An 18102-nucleotide genomic window follows, 5' to 3' on the forward strand; every position below is an offset into this window, starting at 1 on the left:
AGTACCGCACGGGTACCGCACCGAGGCCTCGTACGCTTGTCTCCATGGCCTACATCAAGACGAAAAAGCTGAGCTCCGGAGGGGCCTCCCACACCGTTTACTGGCGGGCCGGCGGCGGTCGCACCGACCCGTGGTGCAACGAGACCTTTGAGGATCTCGACCCGGCGGAACGGTTCCGGGACTTGGTGAACGGTCACGGACAGCAATGGCCCCCGGGGTGGATCAAAGGCAGGGGCTTCGTCAAGCCTGACGAGCCCCCGGTGCCTGACGCTGAGATGTTCGCGATGTACGCACACGTCTACGTTGGGCTACTCACCGACATATCGGATCACACACGCACGAACTACACCAGATTCATCGATAACCATCTGATTCCCTGGTTCGGAGACCTGTCGGTTTCCGACAGAGGCCCGCGGTTCACACGCGCCCACATCAGTCAGTGGATCCTCGACCTCCAGGGCGGCAAGCCTGGCCCGCTGCATCCTGCGGGAACCAAGCGTCGGCCGTACGCCGCCAAGACGATCGCGAACCTGCACGGCCTGCTGTTCAGCATTCTCCAGTCGGCCGTGACCGCCGATCCGGCGCTGCGTGACTCGAACCCCTGCGCGCACACCCGGCTCCCCAAGGGGAACGACACCGAGGACGACGAGGTGTTCCTCGAACCCGATGAGTACGCAGTTCTTCGGCAGCACGTCCGGGCGGACGCCGTGGACATTGTCGATGCCCTGGTGAGCACAGGGCTCCGGTGGGGCGAGATAACGGCGCTTCAGCCCCGGGACTTCACACTGGTGGGCAAAAGGCCCACGCTCCGCGTGCAGCGGGCCTGGAAGAGACGCGGCGAGGGCGGGACGTTCCTCGGCGCCCCCAAGACGAAGAAGTCACGTCGCACCCTCGTGCTGACGCCGGAGCAGGTGGAGTTGTTCCAGCGCCGTTGTCTGGGGAAGAAGCCGACCGACCTGATCTTCACGGCCCCCGAAGGGGGAGCCTGGCACTCAGGTGTGTTCCATGCGCACCGCTGGAAGCCTGCCCTGGACGCGGCCAACTCGGCTGGCCTCACCAAGAGGCCGCGCATCCACGACCTTCGCCACACGCACGCGTCCTGGCTCATCGCCGGCAAGGTCCCGCTGCCGGTGATCCAGGCTCGGCTCGGCCATGAGTCGATCACGACGACCGTCGACCGGTATGGACACCTGCTGGAGGCCTCGGACGACGAAGTCGTAGCCGCCGTCGAGTGGGCGATGCGCGCCAAGATTCCGGACGGCATGACCAAGGCGGCTTAGTACTCCAGCCGCCCGCCGAAACCCGCAGGTCAGACAGTGAGCCCTTTTCAACCTCATGTTGAAGCGTGGTGAAGGACGAGAACGGCTTTCACGATGTCGGTGATCCGGTTGGTGCTGCAGCGGAGCTTGCGGAGCAGGCGCCAGCCTTTGAGGATGGCCATGGCCTGCTCACCGAGGCAGCGGATCTTGGCGTGACTGCTGTTGTGCTGGCGCTTCCATCGCTTGAGCCGACGACCTCGGAACGGCACGCGGGCCGTTCGGCCGGCGCCCTGGTAAGCCTTGTGCACCCAGCACTTCACGCCTGCCTCGGCGAGCGCGTCGATGATGCCGTGGGTGCGGGCTGCGGTCAGGTCGTGAGTTGATCCGGGCAGTGCGGGTGAGGCCCACAAGAGCCGTTCGTCCGGTCGATCGGCAGCAGGGTGCCGCCCAGGATCACGGCTTCATCCGGATCGTCTTCATCGTCTCGGCCAGGGGTGGGACGAAGGCGGCCAGTCCGTCGACGGCCTCGCGTATGTAGCGGAAGGCGGTCGCGATCCCTATGCCAGACCCCGCGGCGAGCTGGGCATAGGTGTCACCACACCGTAGGTGGGCGGGTGCGAGCAGGGCCTGACGCCCTGATGTCAGTCGTCGCCACCGCGTACCGATCTCCTGCCGCCGACAGGTGAGTTGTCCGGCCAGAAACCGCAGGGTGCGACTGGACAGGTCGATGGACGACGGGTAGGCAAGCACGCGAGGCTCCTGGCAGCACGGTGGATCTGCGGAGCTGTGTGTCGCAACGAGAGTGACCATGACTACGCCTACTGCGGTGACAGCAAAGCCGCAGGCCGCTACGGCAGCCTGCTTCCAGGAGGGTTCGGACTTGACGGGGCTGGCTTCGGCTTGAGTGGCCTCCAGCTACAGGATCGGAGGCCTCGGACCGAGAGATGTCGGTTGTTGCGGGACAGCCCTTAGCACTTTAGTCAGGCGCTCTTCGAATGAGTTCCCTTCGACGCGTCGCTTCTCTGGGCCGACGAATTGCCGCCACCGCGAAGGATGCCTTGGTGTGCCGGCGACCATCCAGATCTTCGAATGGCCACGGGTGTTCACTTGCGTTCGCACCCATGCGGCCTGCTCCTTAAGAAGCTTTCCCACGACGCCGGTGATCCTCCCGGTGCCCCAAGCGAACAGAATCTCGTCAGCCCCTTCAATCGCCTCGGAAAGCTGCTGACGGGACCTATCAAGATCCGGCCCGGTCACGACGAGGCTGGCCAGGTGTGTCTGGTCCTTGGATTGGAGATCGATCAGATTGGCCAGTCTCAGCTCGGTGCAGCCAGTTAGCGGTAGTGCGGAGAGGAGATTGCGGTGCGAGATCGTATCCACTGCCGGACGCAGAGGCGGGTTTAGCAGGATCGCACACAGTATCCGCTTGTCAGCTCCAGAAATAGCGACCCGGGTAGTCATGGCACCCCTATCGGCAGGTTTCGAGTTCGGTAGACGGTCGTGACGGTATGCGCTCTCGGGGGACCTGCGTTTGGCTAGCTCGTTGGTTCATGCTTGCTGGAAGGGTATCGAGGGTGGAGTGAGCGGTGGCCGAAGGGTTCGAGGTGACGCACACCGTGATTGAGGGGGTAGGCCCGCTGGTCACGAGACTCGTCCAACGTTGAAGTGGACGCGGGCCGACGAGTGCCCATCGACCCCTGAGGGGCGATGTTCGTGGTCGTAGTACACCGATCCACAGCGGCCTGCACTTGGTCCTCCGAAGCGATCCGGCCTGGACTCGGTCCGCCGAGCCGAAGCGCTGTTCCGCCGATGGGGGAACCTGTCGGAGTAGGGGCAAGCCACGAACGATTCAGAGGGTCAAGTCCCGGCGAAGTCGACGCCTTGGGTCTCCGACCCGGCTGTCACCAATGTGCACCGTCGTGATCCGGGCGATGGAGTCCGCGTAGAAGTGGAGGTGGATCTCTTCGCCCTCTCCTCTTCCTCGATGGCGAACATTCGTTGCCGAGCACGTGCCGACGGGCCGTACGAGGGTCAGGGGTTGGGTTCGCCGCTGTGGCCGAGGACAAGCGCGGCTTTCACGGTGTCCAGATGCTCTGGACACGAGAAATAGGCCCTGCGCTTGCGGAACAAACCCCTCGACTTCGAGACGCGATGGGTAGCCCATTCGGTGGTGCTGAAATGGGCTGTCTCTGACGGCCGGTAGGCACAACCTTGGATGTCACAGCCCGGAGGAACCATCCGCGAAGGGTCGATGAGGTACAGCGCGTTCTGGTGCGCCTCACGCGTAGTCATGCCTATCTCACGGCGCTGGGCGGGGGTGATGTAGGCGATCTTCTGGGTGACGACGAGCCTGCCGTGTATGAGCTCTTGATGCTGTGACATGAGCGGACTCTAGCCACGGAGCGGGCTGTTGCGGTACGGAACTCGGCCGCACGTCACCAGAGGCTGAGGGGGCGGCCTGCGGAGACCGCCTCCTGGATGCGAGCGGCGATTGCCTCTGCGGATTCCCCGCCCTCCAGGCCGGCCCGGATGGCGGCACCAATGGCACGGGAGCGTCCGGCCGGGCCGCGGAGGTCGGCGAGGGGACTTCCCGGGTCTCTGCGCCGGGCCAGCCATTCGGCTCGGTTCTCCGCCGCCGTGCCCATCCGCAGGTGAGTCGGCTGCTGGCAGGAGTGGTTGTCACAGGTGTGGCAGACGGTCGGGCTGTCGGTTCCCCAGCCGAGTCGAGGTATGACACCGTGCGCGAGCTGGTACCCGTAGAGGTGGCCCGGCACCGTGCCGCGTCGCGTCCTGCCCGGCCGCGACGCCGCCCTGAAGCTGGCATGGCCGGTGCTGGAGATCGCGCCGAAGAAGAACCAGCAGTCCTCGGTTGACGAGGTTCGGTAGACCTTTGCCCAGTACCGGGCTTGAACGGACTCGTTCGCCAGCCAGACCGACCACTCAACAGCCGGTATGCGAACGGGCGTTGGCTCACCTATGAGGGCAAGTTGCTCATCAACGTGAACGGGCCCGGACTCGTTCACCGCCGCGAGCGGGAAGAGTCCGGGCCTGAGGTCGTTCTCAGGCGGCATCAGCCCGGCTATCGTCCGCAGTGGCGGCCGGGGCCGGGATGCCCGAGGTCGAGGAAGCCGCATCCGCCCGAGGCTTACGGGCCCGGGTGGGACGGGGGCGCTCGGCGCGGGCCCGCAGCGATTCGATGATCTCCTTCGCGCGAGCGGCGGTAACAGGCTTCGCCTCGCGCTCCAGTTCCTCCGCCGGCACACCAAGAAGCTCCGAGACCAACTCGGCGTCGTTGTCGAACAGCCGTAGGACTACAGCGGCAGCTTCCCGCGCGGTGACGTCGGCCTCCTCCTTCGCCTTGGCCGCCTTCACCGCGGCCTCACGCGCGGTCAACGCGTTTGTGGCGGCCATCTCCCGCGTCTTCGCCTTCAGCGCTTCAGCAGCGCGAACCCGCCGCCGCAGCTCCGCCGCGCTCACCGGTCCTGCCGAAGTGGTGCTCACCCGTGCCCCCAGTTCTGTTCGAAATCACTGCTTATCCCGCGCACCGTAGGCACAGGTCCGCGGACATCTCGAACCACGGGTTCGTTGGGTGCCGGCGGGGACGGACAGGCTGCCTCCGGCGGGTCCTCCTCGGAGGGGGTGGGGGCTGGTTGGTCGGGTGCGGGAGCGTTGTGGTGCGGGTGGTGAAGGCGGGGTTCCCTCCTCGGCCGGACACCCCAAGGGGCGTATCAGGAACCCGGGCGCGGCGTCCAGGCCAAGCCGCTACGCGGTCGCTACGCGAGCCAGGACACCGCGCCCGGAACCCTGATACGGCGGAGCTGTCCGACCGAGGAGGGAACCCCGCCCAGGCCCGTGGTGGCCGAGCCCGGCCGAGCGGGTGCGGGGAGGTGGGGCGAAAAAGGTCAGGTCAGGGCCCATGTTCAGGTTGACCCGACCCCTAGAACATGGTTTAATTAGTTATGTCAGAAGGGGAGGGCAACCCCCGACCGGCACGCGGCAGGCCGACCGGCCGCCGACAACCTCTCTCACCAGGAGAACGAACGTGAGCACCACGAAGGCCCCCGGAAAGCTCGACACCATCCGCGCTCTGCTCGCCACGGCGGAGGACCCCCGTGCGCCGGAGTCGGAGGCGGAGTTGGCCCGGAGGCGGGCGTTCGAGATGATGGCGAAGTACGGCGTCGAAGAGGCCATGCTGAGCGACGGGCAGCCGTCGCGGGACGCGCTCACCGCGAAGTACGTCGACCTCCCCAACCCGTGGGCCATGTCCCGCGTCCGGCTGATCTGCTTCATCGCTCAGAGCGTCGGGTGCAAGGCCGTGCACATGGGTGTGCGGGGCAAGGTGCGCCGCGTTCACATCGTCGGCCATGAGTCCGACATCCAGCGCGCGGAAGTCCTGTACGCCTCCCTTCTGATTCAGATGCTCGGCGGGCTCAGCGCGCAGGTTGTCCCGTACGGCGTCCGCAGTGCACGAGCCTGGCGCAACTCGTGGACCATCGGGTTCATCGAGCGCGTCATAGAACGGCTCAAGGCGATCGAGCAGGCCGCCCGCGCCGCCGCCAGCGGGGAAACGTCGGCCACGGGCCGCAGCGGTGAACTCGTACTGGCCGACCGCGACGCGATGGTGGAAGCCGCCTACCGCGAGGAGTACCCGCACGTTAGGACTTCGCGCGGCTCGTACAGCGGCAGCGGATACGGCGACGGAGCCGCCGCAGGCAACCGCGCCGACATCGGAGGCACCCGCCGCATCGGTGCCCAGACCGCCGGAGCGCTCGCGGCCTGACCTCCCGTCCCGGCCGGGGCGGCAGCCCGCCGCCCCGGCCCCCGCTCGAAGCGCCGAGGAGCCATGCATGTACATGGAATGGGCCCGATTCCACAAGACCGACGAGAACGGCCGCCACTACTTCCAGACCTACAGCTTCCCCTACACGTGGGCCGCCGCGACGCCGAAGGAGCCCGGCACCGGCCGAATCAGCGAAGCCGCCGCCCTTGCCTACTCGATCATCTCCGTGGCCGGGTGGCAGTGGCAGACGCCGTGTCAGTGCGTCGAGTGCACCATCACGGCCAAGTCTGCCCAGCACGTCACCACTTGACCGCCATCAACCACCGCCAGGAGGACACGATGCCGTCCCGGAAGCCGCACGCCACCCCTGCCCGCATCCTCACCGCCGCCGCCGACCACATCGAGCGGGTAGGGCTCTACCAGGGTGACCACCTCTGGCAGCCCGGCCGGATGGGCGACACCGCCCCGTGCACGGTGCTGCACGCGTGGGAACGCGGCGTGCGCTCCGTCCGGCCCCGCTGGTCCGTGCGCGGTGAACCGTGGGACATCTTCCAGCGCGCTCTGTTCGACTCCCTTGTGGTGCTGAGCAACTACGTCAACGGTCGTCCCGTGTCCGGCGTTCGGTGGCGAAAGCTGCGGCTCACGGAGGACGCCTACCGGCGCACCCTGTTGTGGTGCTGGGGGGATGAGCCCGAGCGGACCACCGTCGAGGCCGCCGCGATGATCCGCGCCGCCGCAGCGCTGTACCCGAGTGACGGCGATCACAGCACCCTTGGTTGCCCCACCCTCAAGAACATGGTTTAATTAATGGTGTCGGAAGGGGGAGGGCAACCCCCCGACCGACACCGTCACCGGGCCGAGCGGCCCGAAGAACTCTCACCAGAAAGAGAAAGACCGATGACGAACACCCAGACCCAGGCCGGCGTCCAGACCACCCCTGCCCCGTGGCCGACCCTCACGGTCGCCGAACTCGCCGCGCACCCCGGCAACGTCCGCGAGATCGAGGCCCCGGCCGATCTGCTGGCCGGCGTGAAGGACAACGGCGTTGTGGAGCCGCTGTACGTCGTGCGGACCCACGGCGACGTGCCACAGGTCATCGACGGGTTCCAGCGGCTGGCCGCCGCCGTCGCCGCAGGTCTGGAGACCGTTCCGGTCACCCCGCGCCCCGTGATCCGGATCGACGCGCTCACCCCGCACCCGAAGAACGCCCGCGAAGACCTGGACATCAGCGCGCCGTTCGTGGAATCGCTCCGCGCCGAGGGGTGCCGCATCCCCGTCAAGATCCAGCGGCGCGACGGCGGAGTCCTCCAGGTCAACGACGGAAACCGCCGCTACCACGCCGCGACGGACGCGGGTCTTACCCACCTCCCGTACGAGTGGGAGGACGACGACCGCGACGCGGCCGGACAGTTCCTCGACATGATCACGACCGCCCAGCACCGCAAGGGCTTGACCACGTCCGAGATGAACCAGGCGATGTTCAGCGCAGCCGAGGCGGGCGCGCAGGTCGGCCGCATCGCCAAGGCCGCAGGCGTGCGGCAGAAAGACGTCAAGACGCTGGTCAAGGTCCGGTCCGACGAGAAGCTGTCGGCCGCCGTCAGCGGCGCGAGCAGCTATGAGTGGACGTTCGAGCACCTGGCCGCGCTCTCGGAGTTCGCCGACGACGCCGAAGCGCTCGCCTCGATCACCGAGGCCGCCGCCGACGACGACGCCGACGCCGACGAGGGAGACGTTGACTGGGCCATCGCCGTCGAGCGGACCAAGCGGGACAAGCGGACCAAGGCCGAGGCCCACCGCGCGGAGCTGGAGGGGGCCGGGCAGAAGATCCGGGACGCCGAGGAGCTGTCCGAGCGCGCCATGCCCGTATGGCGACTGCGCGGCATCAGCACCGAGGAGCACGCCGACTGCAAGGGGCTGGTGTGGGTGTTCGACGACCGGCGGGCAGACCGGTACGAGCCCTACTGCTCCGCCCCCGGCCTGTACGGGCACACGGTGCCCGAGGGCAGCAGCAGCGGCAGCGGCGGCGGCACGAAGACCGCCGCCGAGGTAGAGGCCGAGCGCGCCGCCCGCGCCGCCGTCAAGAAGGGGAACATCGACTGGGACGCGGCCGAGGCCCTGCGCCGGAAGTGGATCACCGACCTGATCAAGCGGCGCAACCTCCCGAAGGCCACGACCAACACCCTGATCGGGCACGTTACCAACGCACTGCTGAACGGAAGTTGGGGGATCTGTGACGACCTGAACAAGGAACCGACGACGGAGATCCTGGCCGCCTTCCTGGGGCTGAGCACCGAGCAGGCCAAGGACCGGGGCAGCTTCGCCGGGCACGTCGCCAAGGACTCCCGCAGGGCCCCGCAACTTCAGTTCGCCGCCATCGCCGCCGTACGGGAGAAGTGCGCGAACCGGTCCGCGTGGAGGACGGACAGTCAGCGCGCCCCGTGGACGCGGACGCCCACCGGCCGCTGGTTCCAGGTGCTCGCGTCCCTCGGATACCCGCTCACGCCCATTGAGCAGTCGGTCATGGACGACGAGCCGTACGACCCGTCGAAGAAGAAGCCTCGCGCGATCACGTCGGGCAACGAGCCGGAGATGGAGCAGGAGCCCGGCACCGACGAGGAGGAGGGCGAGCCGGACGCCGAGGAGGCCGACGACCCGGCCAGCGACGACGAAGCCGCCGCCTAACCACCTCAGCCGCCCGACGCCGGGGGCGGGAATCCTCTCGCCCCCGGCCACCCCAGGAGCCCCACAGTGACCCGTACAGCTCTGTTCGAGACCCACGCCGACGACCACGGTTGCGGATGCGTCCCCGCCCCCGCCGAGCCCGACCCCGGCACCACCGCCGACATCATGCAGGCCCGCGCCATCGCGGCCGGACTCGCAGAGTTCGGCATCGGGCCCCGCCGCTGGTCCGCCGCCTACGACCACCAGGCCGCAGCCGTCATCCTGCGCGTGGACACCCCGCGCGGACTGTACGCGCTCGCCATCCCGGCCCCCGGCGCAGCGTTCCCCGTCCACCACCGGGGCGAGCGCATCGGAGCACTGGACTGCCGCCGCACGTACGGCACCGCCGACAGCTACACCGCCGCCCTGTTCGCCGCGTTCCTCCGCGACCGAGCCGCACTCGACATCCCCGGCCGGGATGCTTGCCCCACACCCCAGAACATGGTTTAATTAACGGTGTCGGAGGGGGAGGGCAACCCCTCTCCGACACGACGGGCCGCCAGTCGGCCCGACCCCGGCCGTACGCGGAGGGCAACCCGCCCGGCCGGGCCCGCGATTCCTCTCTCACCAGCAGGAGCACTCACGATGACCAGCGCAGCCATGCGGTTTTCCATCCCCGCCACGGCCCAGTCCCGCGTCCGTCAGCTTGTCGAGGCCACCAACGCCCGCGCCGCCGTCCACCACCTCACCGCGTACACGCTCGACATCTCCACGCCCTTCCTGGCCGACTACCACGACATCGACGGCCGCCTGATCGGTAAGCGCCCCACCGTCACCGTGAAGATCTCCGGCGACATCCCCCGTCACCACGGCTGGACCGTCATCGCCCGCCTGGACCATGACGAGGAGGGCGAGACGATCACCAGCCTGTTCCCCGGTCTGCCCGAGGAGGATGCCGAGGCCGCCCGCCAGTACCGCGCCATCGAGAACTTCTGCCACGGGTGCGCCGTCGCCCGCCACCGCACCGCCACCTACCTTGCTCGCCACGAGAACGGCGAGATGCGGCAGTTGGGCACCACATGCGTCGAGCCGTACACAGGTCTGCCGATCAAGGGCCTTGAAGCCCTGTGGAGGTTCGGCACGCTGAAGGACTCCGATTGGGACGGCGAAGAGGGAGGCATCCCGGCCGATCTCCGGGTCCCGGCGATCGAGGTCCTGCGGGTCACCGCCGCCATCGTGAAGACCGAAGGCAGGTTCTACAGCCGGTCCGAGCAGTGGAAGAACACCCAGCCGACCGCCGACGGCGTCGAAGCGTACTTCTTCGACCGCAAGGCCCCGATGGACTGGCGGGCCGCCATCGACGCCGACCCCGACGCGCCGACCGCCGCCGCCGCCGTCCGGGCATGGGCCGTCCAGGGATACGGCAGCCTCTCCGACTACCGCCACAAGGTGGGCCAGCTCGCCAAGGGTGAGACCGTCGACCCGCGCCACCTGCCGACGCTCGTGTCCGCCATCGCCGGTTGGTACCGCGACCAGGAGAAGGAAGCCACCGAGCGGGCCGCCCAGAACTCGAAGCCGCAGGGCACGGTGGGCGAGCGGATCACCACCGCCGCCACCGTCACCACCGTGATCGAGCTTGAGGGCCGGACGTACGGCTACCAGACCCAGCGCCGCCGACTGGTGAAGTTCATGGACCCGAGCGGCAACGTGTTTGTCTGGTTCAGCTCCGCCGCCGACGTCCCCGACCAGGGCGACGAGGTCGAGCTGACCGGCACGGTCAAGGACCACAGCATCTACGGCGAGACCGCACAGACCGTGCTCACCCGGTGCCGCGTCGCGGCACGCGAACCCGTCGCCGCGTAGCAGCAGCCCCGGCCGGGCGGGAGCCACCGCCCGGCCGGACCCCGGCCGCCGGGCCGTGGGGGGGGGGGGGGGGGGGGGCCCCCCCCCCCCCCCCCCCCCCCCCCCCCCGGCGGCCCCCCCCCCCCCCGGGGGGCCCCCCCCCCGGGCGGCCCCCCCCCCCCCGGCCGGGGGGGGGGGGGGGGCCCCCCCCCCCCCCCCACGCTCCGCCCCCCGCCGTCCGGGCCCGCCCGCGTCGGCGGCCGGCCCCGCTCACCGGCCCCCGTACGAAGGGCGTCCCTCCGGGACGGCTCAGCCTGGCCCGGCTCGCAGCCGGCCGGAGCGTCCGGGCCGCGGGCGGCCCTCCCGCCCCGTCCGGACGCCGGGCCGAAGGACGTGCCTTTCGGCACGACGGCACTGTCCGTCGCGCTCCGCGCGACCACGGGCGGCATCCGTAGAAGGAGGCCACGGCACGCGGCCGACTCCCCCTGAGACTCCCGAGAAACACCCGATGTCCGAGAATTCTTGCGCCGTCCGTCCCCAGGCCGTCACAGCGGGAGACCCGTCTCCACAGACGTGCATCCAGGTCGTCAGGCAGGCCGCGATCCTCGCAGATCAGCGGAAGCCGGGTTGTCGGCGCAGCGTCATCCACCAGGGCCAAGTTGACCGTTCCCTTCCGTGCCCCTTTGCGCTTCGACTGTGGCACCGGCTTCTGAGGGCATCGGTGGTTCCGGTTCTGCGCTACCGCTATCGGTAAGTTCATGAACCGTCGAACGCAGTCTTCGCCATGCGCTGATCAGCTCAGGGAGCTGGCGCAGGAACCCGACAGTCAAATTCAAGAAGAGTGCCAAGAACCCGAAAAAGCTCAGAATGAAAAGCGTGACCTGATCCCAGTCCATCGTTTATCTCCCCGCTGTTCTCGATGTTCCCTCCACTCTGTAGCTACGGCGATGTTGCTGGCACGGAAGCTGTACCAAAGTGGCAAAAGCTGACGAGGATAGACACGGCGATAGAGTGCGGCCTGACGGAAGTTGACGCCTCTACTGAGGTCAGGGCAACATGCTTCCTGACGCAATCTGACGGGGGATGTAGATGGCCGTACCTATGCCGAGTCGAGCAACCGTGGAGTCGGGGGCTCACCGGGAACTGCTGGTATCGCTGCACGACCTGTACCGAAAAGCCGGACAGCCGGGGGTCCGTCGGATCAGCCAAGCCGTCAGGGAATCAGACCTGTCCGATGTGGTCTCGCATGAGACTGTCAGCAGCATGCTCAAAGGAACTTCGTTTCCACGCTGGAGCAAGCTGGAAGCAGTCGTTCGTATGCTGGGAAGGTGGTCGGTCACCCAACCCGACGAGCAGGCGCTCGTGCTGCGATTTCACGGACTGTGGGACGCTGCCAATAATCCTGCGTTGTCTCAAGCGGTCGAAGGAGATCAACCAAAGGCTTCAGTATCAGCGCCCTCGGTCGAGAAGAGCGGCGATGGGCGAATGGAAAAGCATCTTGCGAGTCTGCGAGGGGAAGAAGGAGAAGGAACGGTTGTCCTGAACGGCTTGGACTCCGATTATGACGGTGAACTCTTTCATGTTCAACACATAGCAGGGCGCACGATAATTCGACTCAACACGGCTCACCCAGTGATGGGGGAGCTATTTTCGATACCGGAGGATCTAGAATCTCTCCCGCAAGCCGACCTTGCAGTAATGCTGGATTCGGTAAGGGATTCGCTGAGTATTCTCTTCATGTCTTGGGGGGTTGCTCATAGTCGCGCTGGTGCGCAATCGGTCGAGTTCGTGGATGCGTTCCACAAAGAGTGGTCTCGCATTTCCTATCACCTCTTTGGGGAGAAGCAGAAAAATCGTTTGTCGTTGTAAGAGGCTTACTCTTACTCGACCATGGAGTCCGCCTTGCCGTGACTGCTGTGCCGGCCAGTGCGAAGGGCTGCCTCCGGCGGGTCCTCCTCGGAGGGGGTGGGGGCTGGTTGGTCGGGTGCGGGAGCGTTGTGGTGCGGGTGGTGAAGGCGGGGTTCCCTCCTCGGCCGGACACCCCAAGGGGCGTATCAGGAACCCGGGCGCGGCGTCCAGGCCAAGCCGCTACGCGGTCGCTACGCGAGCCAGGACACCGCGCCCGGAACCCTGATACGGCGGAGCTGTCCGACCGAGGAGGGAACCCCGCCCAGGCCCGTGGTGGCCGAGCCCGGCCGAGCGGGTGCGGGGAGGTGGGGCAAAAAAGGGCAGGTCAGGGCCCATGTTCAGGTTGACCCGACCCCTAGAACGTGGTTTAATTAGTTATGTCGGAAGGGGAGGGCAACCCCCGACCGGCACACGGCAGGCCGACCGGCCGCCGACAACCTCTCTCGCCAGGAGAACGAACGATGAACACGCCTCTCACCGTCGCGGAGCTGGCCCACCCGATCGCTCTCGAACTCGGCGGGAACTGGCGACCGCAGCCCGCCCGCCACGGCGTCCAGGAGCTGGACCACGCCGCCACCTTCACCCACCTGGACGGCCGACAGCTTCACCTCTCCGAGCGGTTTGATGACCCCGGCCACCTGCACATCCGAGGTGCGTTCCCTGCCACCGACTACCCCTTCCGCAGGGGCGAGCGCGACACCGTCCGAGTCGCCATGACCGAGGACCCGGCAGGCATCGCGGCCCGGATCGCCGCCGACCTCATCCCCGCCCACCGTGACGTTCACGAGCGGGTGACCGAGCACAACCGCGCACAGGCCGAGACGCGGCGGGATGTCGAGGAGGCCGCACGCGATCTCTCCGCCCGCCTCCCCGGAGCCCGGACCCGGGTTGATGGCACATCTGCTTCCGTTTACATGAACCTTGAACCGGGAGAGGTCCGTATCGGACTCGACGGCGACGCGGTGAGCCTCGTACTCAACGATGTGCCCCGGGTTATCGCCGACGCCGTTGTATTCGCGGTGAGCCGTTTTCTCCCCAGCGTTCAGACCCCCGAAGACGAGTACGGCGAATACGTCGACGGATACGCCCTCTAATTCCCCACGTTTCAGGGCGGCGCGCTTCCGCAGTGCGCCGCCCCGGACAGAAAGGCCCTGTGATGAGCGCCGAGATATTCGTCATCGAACCGCAATGGATCGTGCAGGCCCCGCACCTGCGGTGCACCCTCAAACGCGCCCTTGCGCTTCAGACCACCCAAAATGTGTGGTCCAGTACCGAGCACATCAACAACGCCGTAGCGATGGCCTACGGTAATCAACTCCCGGATTCCGGCCGATGGGAACTGACCCGATCTCAACTCCGCACACTCAAAATCGCCATTGTATGGCGCAGGGCCACGCGCGCGGCCGGCGACAACAAGACCGCCCCCGATATCCTCGAACGCTGGACGCGAATAGAGGACGAGGTCATAGCCGCATATCGCGCTGTGAGCAACGAAGCAGGGTTGTACTGGATTTAGGGGGTTGCCGATCACCCAGGAATATGGTTTAATTAATGGTGTCGGAAGGGGGAGGGCAACCCCCCAACCGACACCCCGAGGGCCAGCCGGCCCCGGATGCCTATCTCTCACCAGGAGGACCGCGACATGCCCCGCAAGGCCAAGATGACCGACGAAGAGCGCCGGGCCTACTCCGCCAAGATGCGCGGTGAACTCGAAGCCGTCATGGATCGCGCGTACGGCGCGATGGTCGCCAGCGAAGAGTTCTGGGTCGCCGTCATGCGCACGGCCGCGAACCTGACCCCCACGGACCGCGACGACCGCAGCCCCACCAACTGCATGGCCATCGCCGCCCAGTGCCCGAACGCCACCCACGTACTCAGCTCCGGAGACTGGCGAAAGGTCGGGCGCTTCCCGGCTAAGGGGTCCACTTCCCTCCGCATCTGGACGCCGATCAAGCGGCGGTCCGAGGAGGGGCAGGAGGCCACGGCCGCAGCCGCCGACGGGGGGCAGCGAGAGGCCGCCAGTGAGGCCGCCGAGGGTGAGACGCGAAAGGTGTCCGGGTTCAAGGCTGGGCCGGTTTTCGACATCAGTCAGACCGACGGCGACGCCTACGAGCCGCCCGCCGCCGCCCCGCTCGCCGCCGAGGTCATCCGCGATGTCCTGGTGAACCAGTACCGCGACCAGTATCACGAGGACCCCGAGCAGGCCGGAGGGTTCGACTTCACCCAGGACGCCCCCGACAACGCCGTCCGCATCCTGCTGTACGGCCACGCGTGGCGACGTATCACCGAGGCGGACGCGCCCCTTCCCGGCCAGCACGCCGCCGAGGTCGCCTCAGCCGCGCACGTGGCCGCGCTCATCCTCGGAATCAATCCGGGCCCCGCCGTCATGCCGCCGCTCGCGGGCATCGTCACCCAGGACAGGAAGCCCCCGGTTCACGAGTCCGCCGTACGGGCCATCGAGACCGGCCGTGCCATTGCCCGCGCCGTCACCACGGCCGCCGAGCGCCGCCGCGAACTTGCCGTGACTGGTTGACCCAGACCCAAGAACATGGTTTAATTAATGGTGTCGGAAGGGGGAGGGCAACCCCCCGACCGACACCGCCGCCGGGGCCGACCGGCCCCGGCGGAATCTCTCACCAGACAGGACGAGACATGCTCACCACCGACAAGAAGCCCACCGTCCAGGACTTCCCCACCGCGACGCTCGTGATCGGAGGCCCCTGGTTCCGGGGCCACCAGCTCGACACCCGCCCCGCCGTCGTCGTCGGCCCGTTCGGCGGGCCGGAGTTCGCGGACGGGGCCACCATGTCCGTGGTCTGGTTCTTCACCCTCGGTGCCCCGCAGCCGGGCGACAGCGTCCAGGCGATGTTCCCGCACGAGCTGACCCCGCTTGACGACACGCTGACCACGATGCACCAGGACACGTTCCGCGACATCGTCCGCGACCTGCGCCGGGGACGGTTCGCCTACGACGACGGGGACGCGCTCCGCGCCGCCGTCCGCCAGGCATGGCGCGAGCGGACCGGACTCGCCGACGCCGACCCGGCCGCCCGGCACACGCTCCACCGCAGCTGACACCAAGGCCCCGCCGGTCCGGGGGAGGGCAACCCTCCGGACCGGCAGGCCCCCAGCCCCCCAGCGGACACCCCTTCGGGGCGGCAGGACAGGTCCGGTGCGTTCACCGCCGCCGGCCGACTCCGCCGCAGGCGGCTCCCCCGACCGACGACGGGCACCGGACCGCAGCGGACGCGCCCCGCGGGGGCGCGACAGCCCCTGTCATCGCGCAGGCGCGACGACCCGCGAGCCGATCGTCCCTCACGGCCCGCGCCCGTGGTGCAGCGCCGCTGCCAACGCACGGTCCGCCCTGCGGACGGACCAAACTCTCACCAGGAAACGCCAGATCAGTGACTATCGAGATCACCCACACCCGCCGAGAAGGAACCCTGATCGAGGGGACCAGCCGGGGCGACGGATCGGCCGAGATCCTGCGACTCCGCGAGTACGGCCGGACCCAGCGCCAGCCCTTCCGCTGGAGCAGGAACCTTGACTGCTGGTACCTCCCGCACAGCCGCGACCACGCCACCTACACCCCCTCGCTCGAACTCCTCGCGCAGCGACTCCGAGACGCAGGCTTCGAGGTCACGTTGACCATCGACAATGCCGACCGCCGCTCGTTCTCCGATGCCGAGAAAGAGCGGGAAGAGAAGGCCGAAGGCCGGGCGGAGAGGTTCGGCGGATACGCCTCCAGCGCCGCCCAGAATTCCGAGGCCGCATGGAAGTCGAGCCACGAAATATCCGAGCGGTTCGCCTTCGGTCAGCCCATCCTCATCGGACACCACTCCGAGGGCCGCGCCCGCCGTGATCACGCGCGGATGGACAACGCGATGCGCAAGAGCATCGGTGAGAGCGACCGCGCCGCCCACTGGACCGGCCGGGCACAGGCCGCCGCGAACTACGAGCGGTTCAAAAAGGACCCAGGCCGCACGCTCCGCCGTCTCGACAAGCTGCGGACCGACCTTCGCGCAGTCGAGAAGTGGCAGCGTGGCGAGTCCGCCAAGGGGTTTTCCCGGAGTCCGTCAGACCCCGAGCTGGAGACCGAGCACCAGGAGCTGACGGAAGAGATCGCCCACTGGGAGCAGGTCATCAAGGACGCCGAGGCCGAGGGCTTCAAGACGTGGTCGAAAGCCGATTTCACGCGCGGGGACTTCGTTCTGTACCGAGGCACCTGGTACGAGGTCCTGCGGGTCAACCCGAAGTCGGTGACGATCCCGCACATTCACAACGGCGTCGGTCAGCGCGTCGTTCGCTCGGCGGACAACCGTCACGACGGCTGGACCTGGACCGCTCCCTACGACGACGTGTCCGGGCGCAAGAGCGCCGACGAGATGCCGCAGCCGCCTCGGGCCGAGGCCGCCGAGCACGAGGAGCAGGCCCAGCAGGCCCCGCCGGTCAAGGAGCCGGTACCGGCGGCTGAGACGTGCCCGACCAGTCACCCCAGCCCCTGGCACGCGAAAGCGCACCGCTGGGCTCTCGGTCAACACGCCCCTGAAGGGGGGCCGACCCCGGCGACGGCCCCCGCCGAAACGGCAAACGGGCAGGAGGACATGGCACTGGTGCTCATCACCTCGAAGAACTCCCGCCGCTCCCGCAAGCGCGCCTTGTGGGCCCTGCCCCGCCGCGAGGCGAAGGCGGTGTGCGGCGATCCCCGGACCTCCGGCCGCTCCTACATGCTCACCTGGACCGACCGGCCCGGCGTCGAAGGTACGGACTGGGAATGGACGCCGGACAACGGGAGCTTGGGCCCGGTCCTTACGGACCTGGGCATCACCCCGCGCCGCGAATGGACCGCCGCCACGCAGGCCCCCGCCGAGGCCGCGTAACCACACCCCCTCCCGCCCCGGCGGCCGAGCACACCGGGGCGGGCCCCTCTCTCACCAGAACAGGGCACCGCCATGACCACGCAACTCCTCGAACGACCCGCGACCATCACCGCCCCCGACACCGAAGCGGGCAATCTCATCGTCCCCGCAACCGAGGGCACCACCCTCCCGAAGTACCGCGTCGGCGCCCCCGACATCCAGTGCCGATACCCCGTGATCGTTGGCGAAGACCAGGTCATCGGCCGCGCCTTCAGGTGGCACCGGGATTGGCTCGTCCTCACCACCGAGGGCGAACGCAACCTCCGCCGTCCGCCCAAGGGAACCCCTGGCACCGATATGGCCGCCGCCCATCTCGCGGAGGAGTACACCGCCGGTCGGATCGGCGCCGTCCCCCTGGACCAGGTGCTTGCCGAACCCCCCACGCCCTTGTGCGGGCCGGTGCCTCTCCTCCACCCGCGGATGCCGGTCAACGATCGCAACATCGAGGGCGCGCAGATCGCGTTCGCGGGACTCGCGGCCCACCACTGGCGGGCAGTCCTCACCGGGTTTCCCGGCAGCGATAACCACTGGTTCCTCAGCTGTGAATTGTGCCCCTGGGAAGGCCCGAAGTTCTGGTCACACCTGCGCGGGCGCAACGGAGAGCCGCCGAGCGCGCGCCGTCACAAGGGCGGGTGCATCGGAGAGGACAAGGTCCGCCGCTTGATCCCGGCCTACCACTAGCAGCCCGACCGAGGGGCGGCGGCAGCGAGCCGCCGCCCCCGCTCTTCCGAAG

Annotated in this window: 17 protein-coding genes and 1 pseudogene; 14 read left to right on the forward strand and 4 right to left on the reverse strand. The window is 68.1% G+C overall.

What is annotated here, in order from left to right; all coding sequences use genetic code 11:
- Positions 1-44: 44 nt before the first annotated feature.
- Positions 45-1280, forward strand: a complete 1236-nt coding sequence (locus tag ACIREO_RS04940; protein ID WP_404105110.1) for a tyrosine-type recombinase/integrase — start codon at positions 45-47, stop codon at positions 1278-1280.
- A gap of 53 nt (positions 1281-1333) precedes the next feature.
- On the opposite strand, the pseudogene ACIREO_RS04945 reads toward ACIREO_RS04940, so the two are convergent.
- The 4 genes and pseudogenes from ACIREO_RS04945 to ACIREO_RS04960 all read right to left on the reverse strand — a co-directional run bounded on the left by ACIREO_RS04945 (position 1334) and on the right by ACIREO_RS04960 (position 4736).
- Positions 1334-2009, reverse strand: a pseudogene (locus ACIREO_RS04945) (transposase family protein).
- A 165-nt stretch (positions 2010-2174) separates the two neighbouring features.
- On the reverse strand, positions 2175-2720 hold the full coding sequence (locus tag ACIREO_RS04950; protein ID WP_404105114.1) for a DUF1643 domain-containing protein: 546 nt from the start codon (positions 2718-2720) through the stop codon (positions 2175-2177).
- Positions 2721-3290: 570 nt separating this feature from the next.
- Positions 3291-3641, reverse strand: coding sequence for a hypothetical protein (locus ACIREO_RS04955; protein WP_404105117.1), 351 nt, complete (start codon positions 3639-3641; stop codon positions 3291-3293).
- Positions 3642-4319: 678 nt separating this feature from the next.
- Positions 4320-4736 (reverse strand): hypothetical protein, encoded by a 417-nt coding sequence (locus tag ACIREO_RS04960; protein WP_404105120.1) that lies wholly within the window; start codon positions 4734-4736, stop codon positions 4320-4322.
- Between the two features lie 565 nt (positions 4737-5301).
- Between ACIREO_RS04960 and ACIREO_RS04965 the strand changes: the two genes are divergently transcribed.
- From ACIREO_RS04965 to ACIREO_RS05025, 13 genes are all read left to right on the forward strand, one after another.
- Positions 5302-6039 (forward strand): DUF2786 domain-containing protein, encoded by a 738-nt coding sequence (locus ACIREO_RS04965; protein WP_404105123.1) that lies wholly within the window; start codon positions 5302-5304, stop codon positions 6037-6039.
- 67 nt (positions 6040-6106) lie between these two features.
- Positions 6107-6349 carry a hypothetical protein gene (locus ACIREO_RS04970; protein ID WP_404105125.1) on the forward strand — a complete coding sequence of 81 codons (243 nt, stop codon included), beginning with the start codon at positions 6107-6109 and terminating at the stop codon, positions 6347-6349.
- Positions 6350-6378: 29 nt separating this feature from the next.
- Positions 6379-6843, forward strand: a complete 465-nt coding sequence (locus ACIREO_RS04975; protein WP_404105128.1) for a DUF6197 family protein — start codon at positions 6379-6381, stop codon at positions 6841-6843.
- Between the two features lie 93 nt (positions 6844-6936).
- Positions 6937-8721, forward strand: a complete 1785-nt coding sequence (locus ACIREO_RS04980) for a ParB N-terminal domain-containing protein (protein WP_404105131.1) — start codon at positions 6937-6939, stop codon at positions 8719-8721.
- A 66-nt stretch (positions 8722-8787) separates the two neighbouring features.
- Entirely contained in the window at positions 8788-9210 is a 423-nt protein-coding gene (locus tag ACIREO_RS04985; protein WP_404105134.1) for a hypothetical protein, read from the forward strand.
- A 135-nt stretch (positions 9211-9345) separates the two neighbouring features.
- Positions 9346-10563 (forward strand): hypothetical protein, encoded by a 1218-nt coding sequence (locus ACIREO_RS04990; protein WP_404105136.1) that lies wholly within the window; start codon positions 9346-9348, stop codon positions 10561-10563.
- Between the two features lie 1068 nt (positions 10564-11631).
- Positions 11632-12411: a hypothetical protein gene (locus ACIREO_RS04995; protein ID WP_404105139.1), complete on the forward strand. Its 780-nt coding sequence runs from the start codon at positions 11632-11634 to the stop codon at positions 12409-12411.
- Between the two features lie 500 nt (positions 12412-12911).
- Positions 12912-13544 carry a hypothetical protein gene (locus ACIREO_RS05000; RefSeq protein WP_404105142.1) on the forward strand — a complete coding sequence of 211 codons (633 nt, stop codon included), beginning with the start codon at positions 12912-12914 and terminating at the stop codon, positions 13542-13544.
- A gap of 62 nt (positions 13545-13606) precedes the next feature.
- Positions 13607-13966: a hypothetical protein gene (locus tag ACIREO_RS05005; RefSeq protein WP_404105145.1), complete on the forward strand. Its 360-nt coding sequence runs from the start codon at positions 13607-13609 to the stop codon at positions 13964-13966.
- A gap of 126 nt (positions 13967-14092) precedes the next feature.
- On the forward strand, positions 14093-14983 hold the full coding sequence (locus ACIREO_RS05010) for a hypothetical protein (RefSeq protein WP_404105148.1): 891 nt from the start codon (positions 14093-14095) through the stop codon (positions 14981-14983).
- Between the two features lie 119 nt (positions 14984-15102).
- The gene (locus ACIREO_RS05015) at positions 15103-15525 is read left to right on the forward strand and encodes a DUF6409 family protein (RefSeq protein WP_404105150.1); all 423 of its coding nucleotides are present in this window, start codon (positions 15103-15105) and stop codon (positions 15523-15525) included.
- 329 nt (positions 15526-15854) lie between these two features.
- A complete protein-coding gene (locus ACIREO_RS05020; RefSeq protein ID WP_404105153.1) occupies positions 15855-17330 on the forward strand; it encodes a DUF3560 domain-containing protein in 1476 nt (491 codons plus the stop codon).
- A 72-nt stretch (positions 17331-17402) separates the two neighbouring features.
- A complete protein-coding gene (locus ACIREO_RS05025) occupies positions 17403-18050 on the forward strand; it encodes a hypothetical protein (RefSeq protein ID WP_404105156.1) in 648 nt (215 codons plus the stop codon).
- The last annotated feature ends 52 nt before the right edge of the window (positions 18051-18102 follow it).

The sequence above is a fragment of the Streptomyces sp. NPDC102441 genome (genome assembly GCF_044765585.1).
In the GTDB taxonomy this organism is placed as follows: Bacteria; Actinomycetota; Actinomycetes; order Streptomycetales; family Streptomycetaceae; genus Streptomyces.

Coding starts and splice junctions, on each gene's coding strand:
- ACIREO_RS04940 (WP_404105110.1), top strand. CDS start 45: ATGGCCTACATCAAGACGAAAAAGCTGAGCTCCGGAGGGGCCTCCCAC.
- ACIREO_RS04950 (WP_404105114.1), bottom strand. CDS start 2,720: ATGACTACCCGGGTCGCTATTTCTGGAGCTGACAAGCGGATACTGTGT.
- ACIREO_RS04955 (WP_404105117.1), bottom strand. CDS start 3,641: ATGTCACAGCATCAAGAGCTCATACACGGCAGGCTCGTCGTCACCCAG.
- ACIREO_RS04970 (WP_404105125.1), top strand. CDS start 6,107: ATGTACATGGAATGGGCCCGATTCCACAAGACCGACGAGAACGGCCGC.
- ACIREO_RS04975 (WP_404105128.1), top strand. CDS start 6,379: ATGCCGTCCCGGAAGCCGCACGCCACCCCTGCCCGCATCCTCACCGCC.
- ACIREO_RS04980 (WP_404105131.1), top strand. CDS start 6,937: ATGACGAACACCCAGACCCAGGCCGGCGTCCAGACCACCCCTGCCCCG.
- ACIREO_RS04990 (WP_404105136.1), top strand. CDS start 9,346: ATGACCAGCGCAGCCATGCGGTTTTCCATCCCCGCCACGGCCCAGTCC.
- ACIREO_RS04995 (WP_404105139.1), top strand. CDS start 11,632: ATGGCCGTACCTATGCCGAGTCGAGCAACCGTGGAGTCGGGGGCTCAC.
- ACIREO_RS05000 (WP_404105142.1), top strand. CDS start 12,912: ATGAACACGCCTCTCACCGTCGCGGAGCTGGCCCACCCGATCGCTCTC.
- ACIREO_RS05005 (WP_404105145.1), top strand. CDS start 13,607: ATGAGCGCCGAGATATTCGTCATCGAACCGCAATGGATCGTGCAGGCC.
- ACIREO_RS05010 (WP_404105148.1), top strand. CDS start 14,093: ATGCCCCGCAAGGCCAAGATGACCGACGAAGAGCGCCGGGCCTACTCC.
- ACIREO_RS05015 (WP_404105150.1), top strand. CDS start 15,103: ATGCTCACCACCGACAAGAAGCCCACCGTCCAGGACTTCCCCACCGCG.
- ACIREO_RS05025 (WP_404105156.1), top strand. CDS start 17,403: ATGACCACGCAACTCCTCGAACGACCCGCGACCATCACCGCCCCCGAC.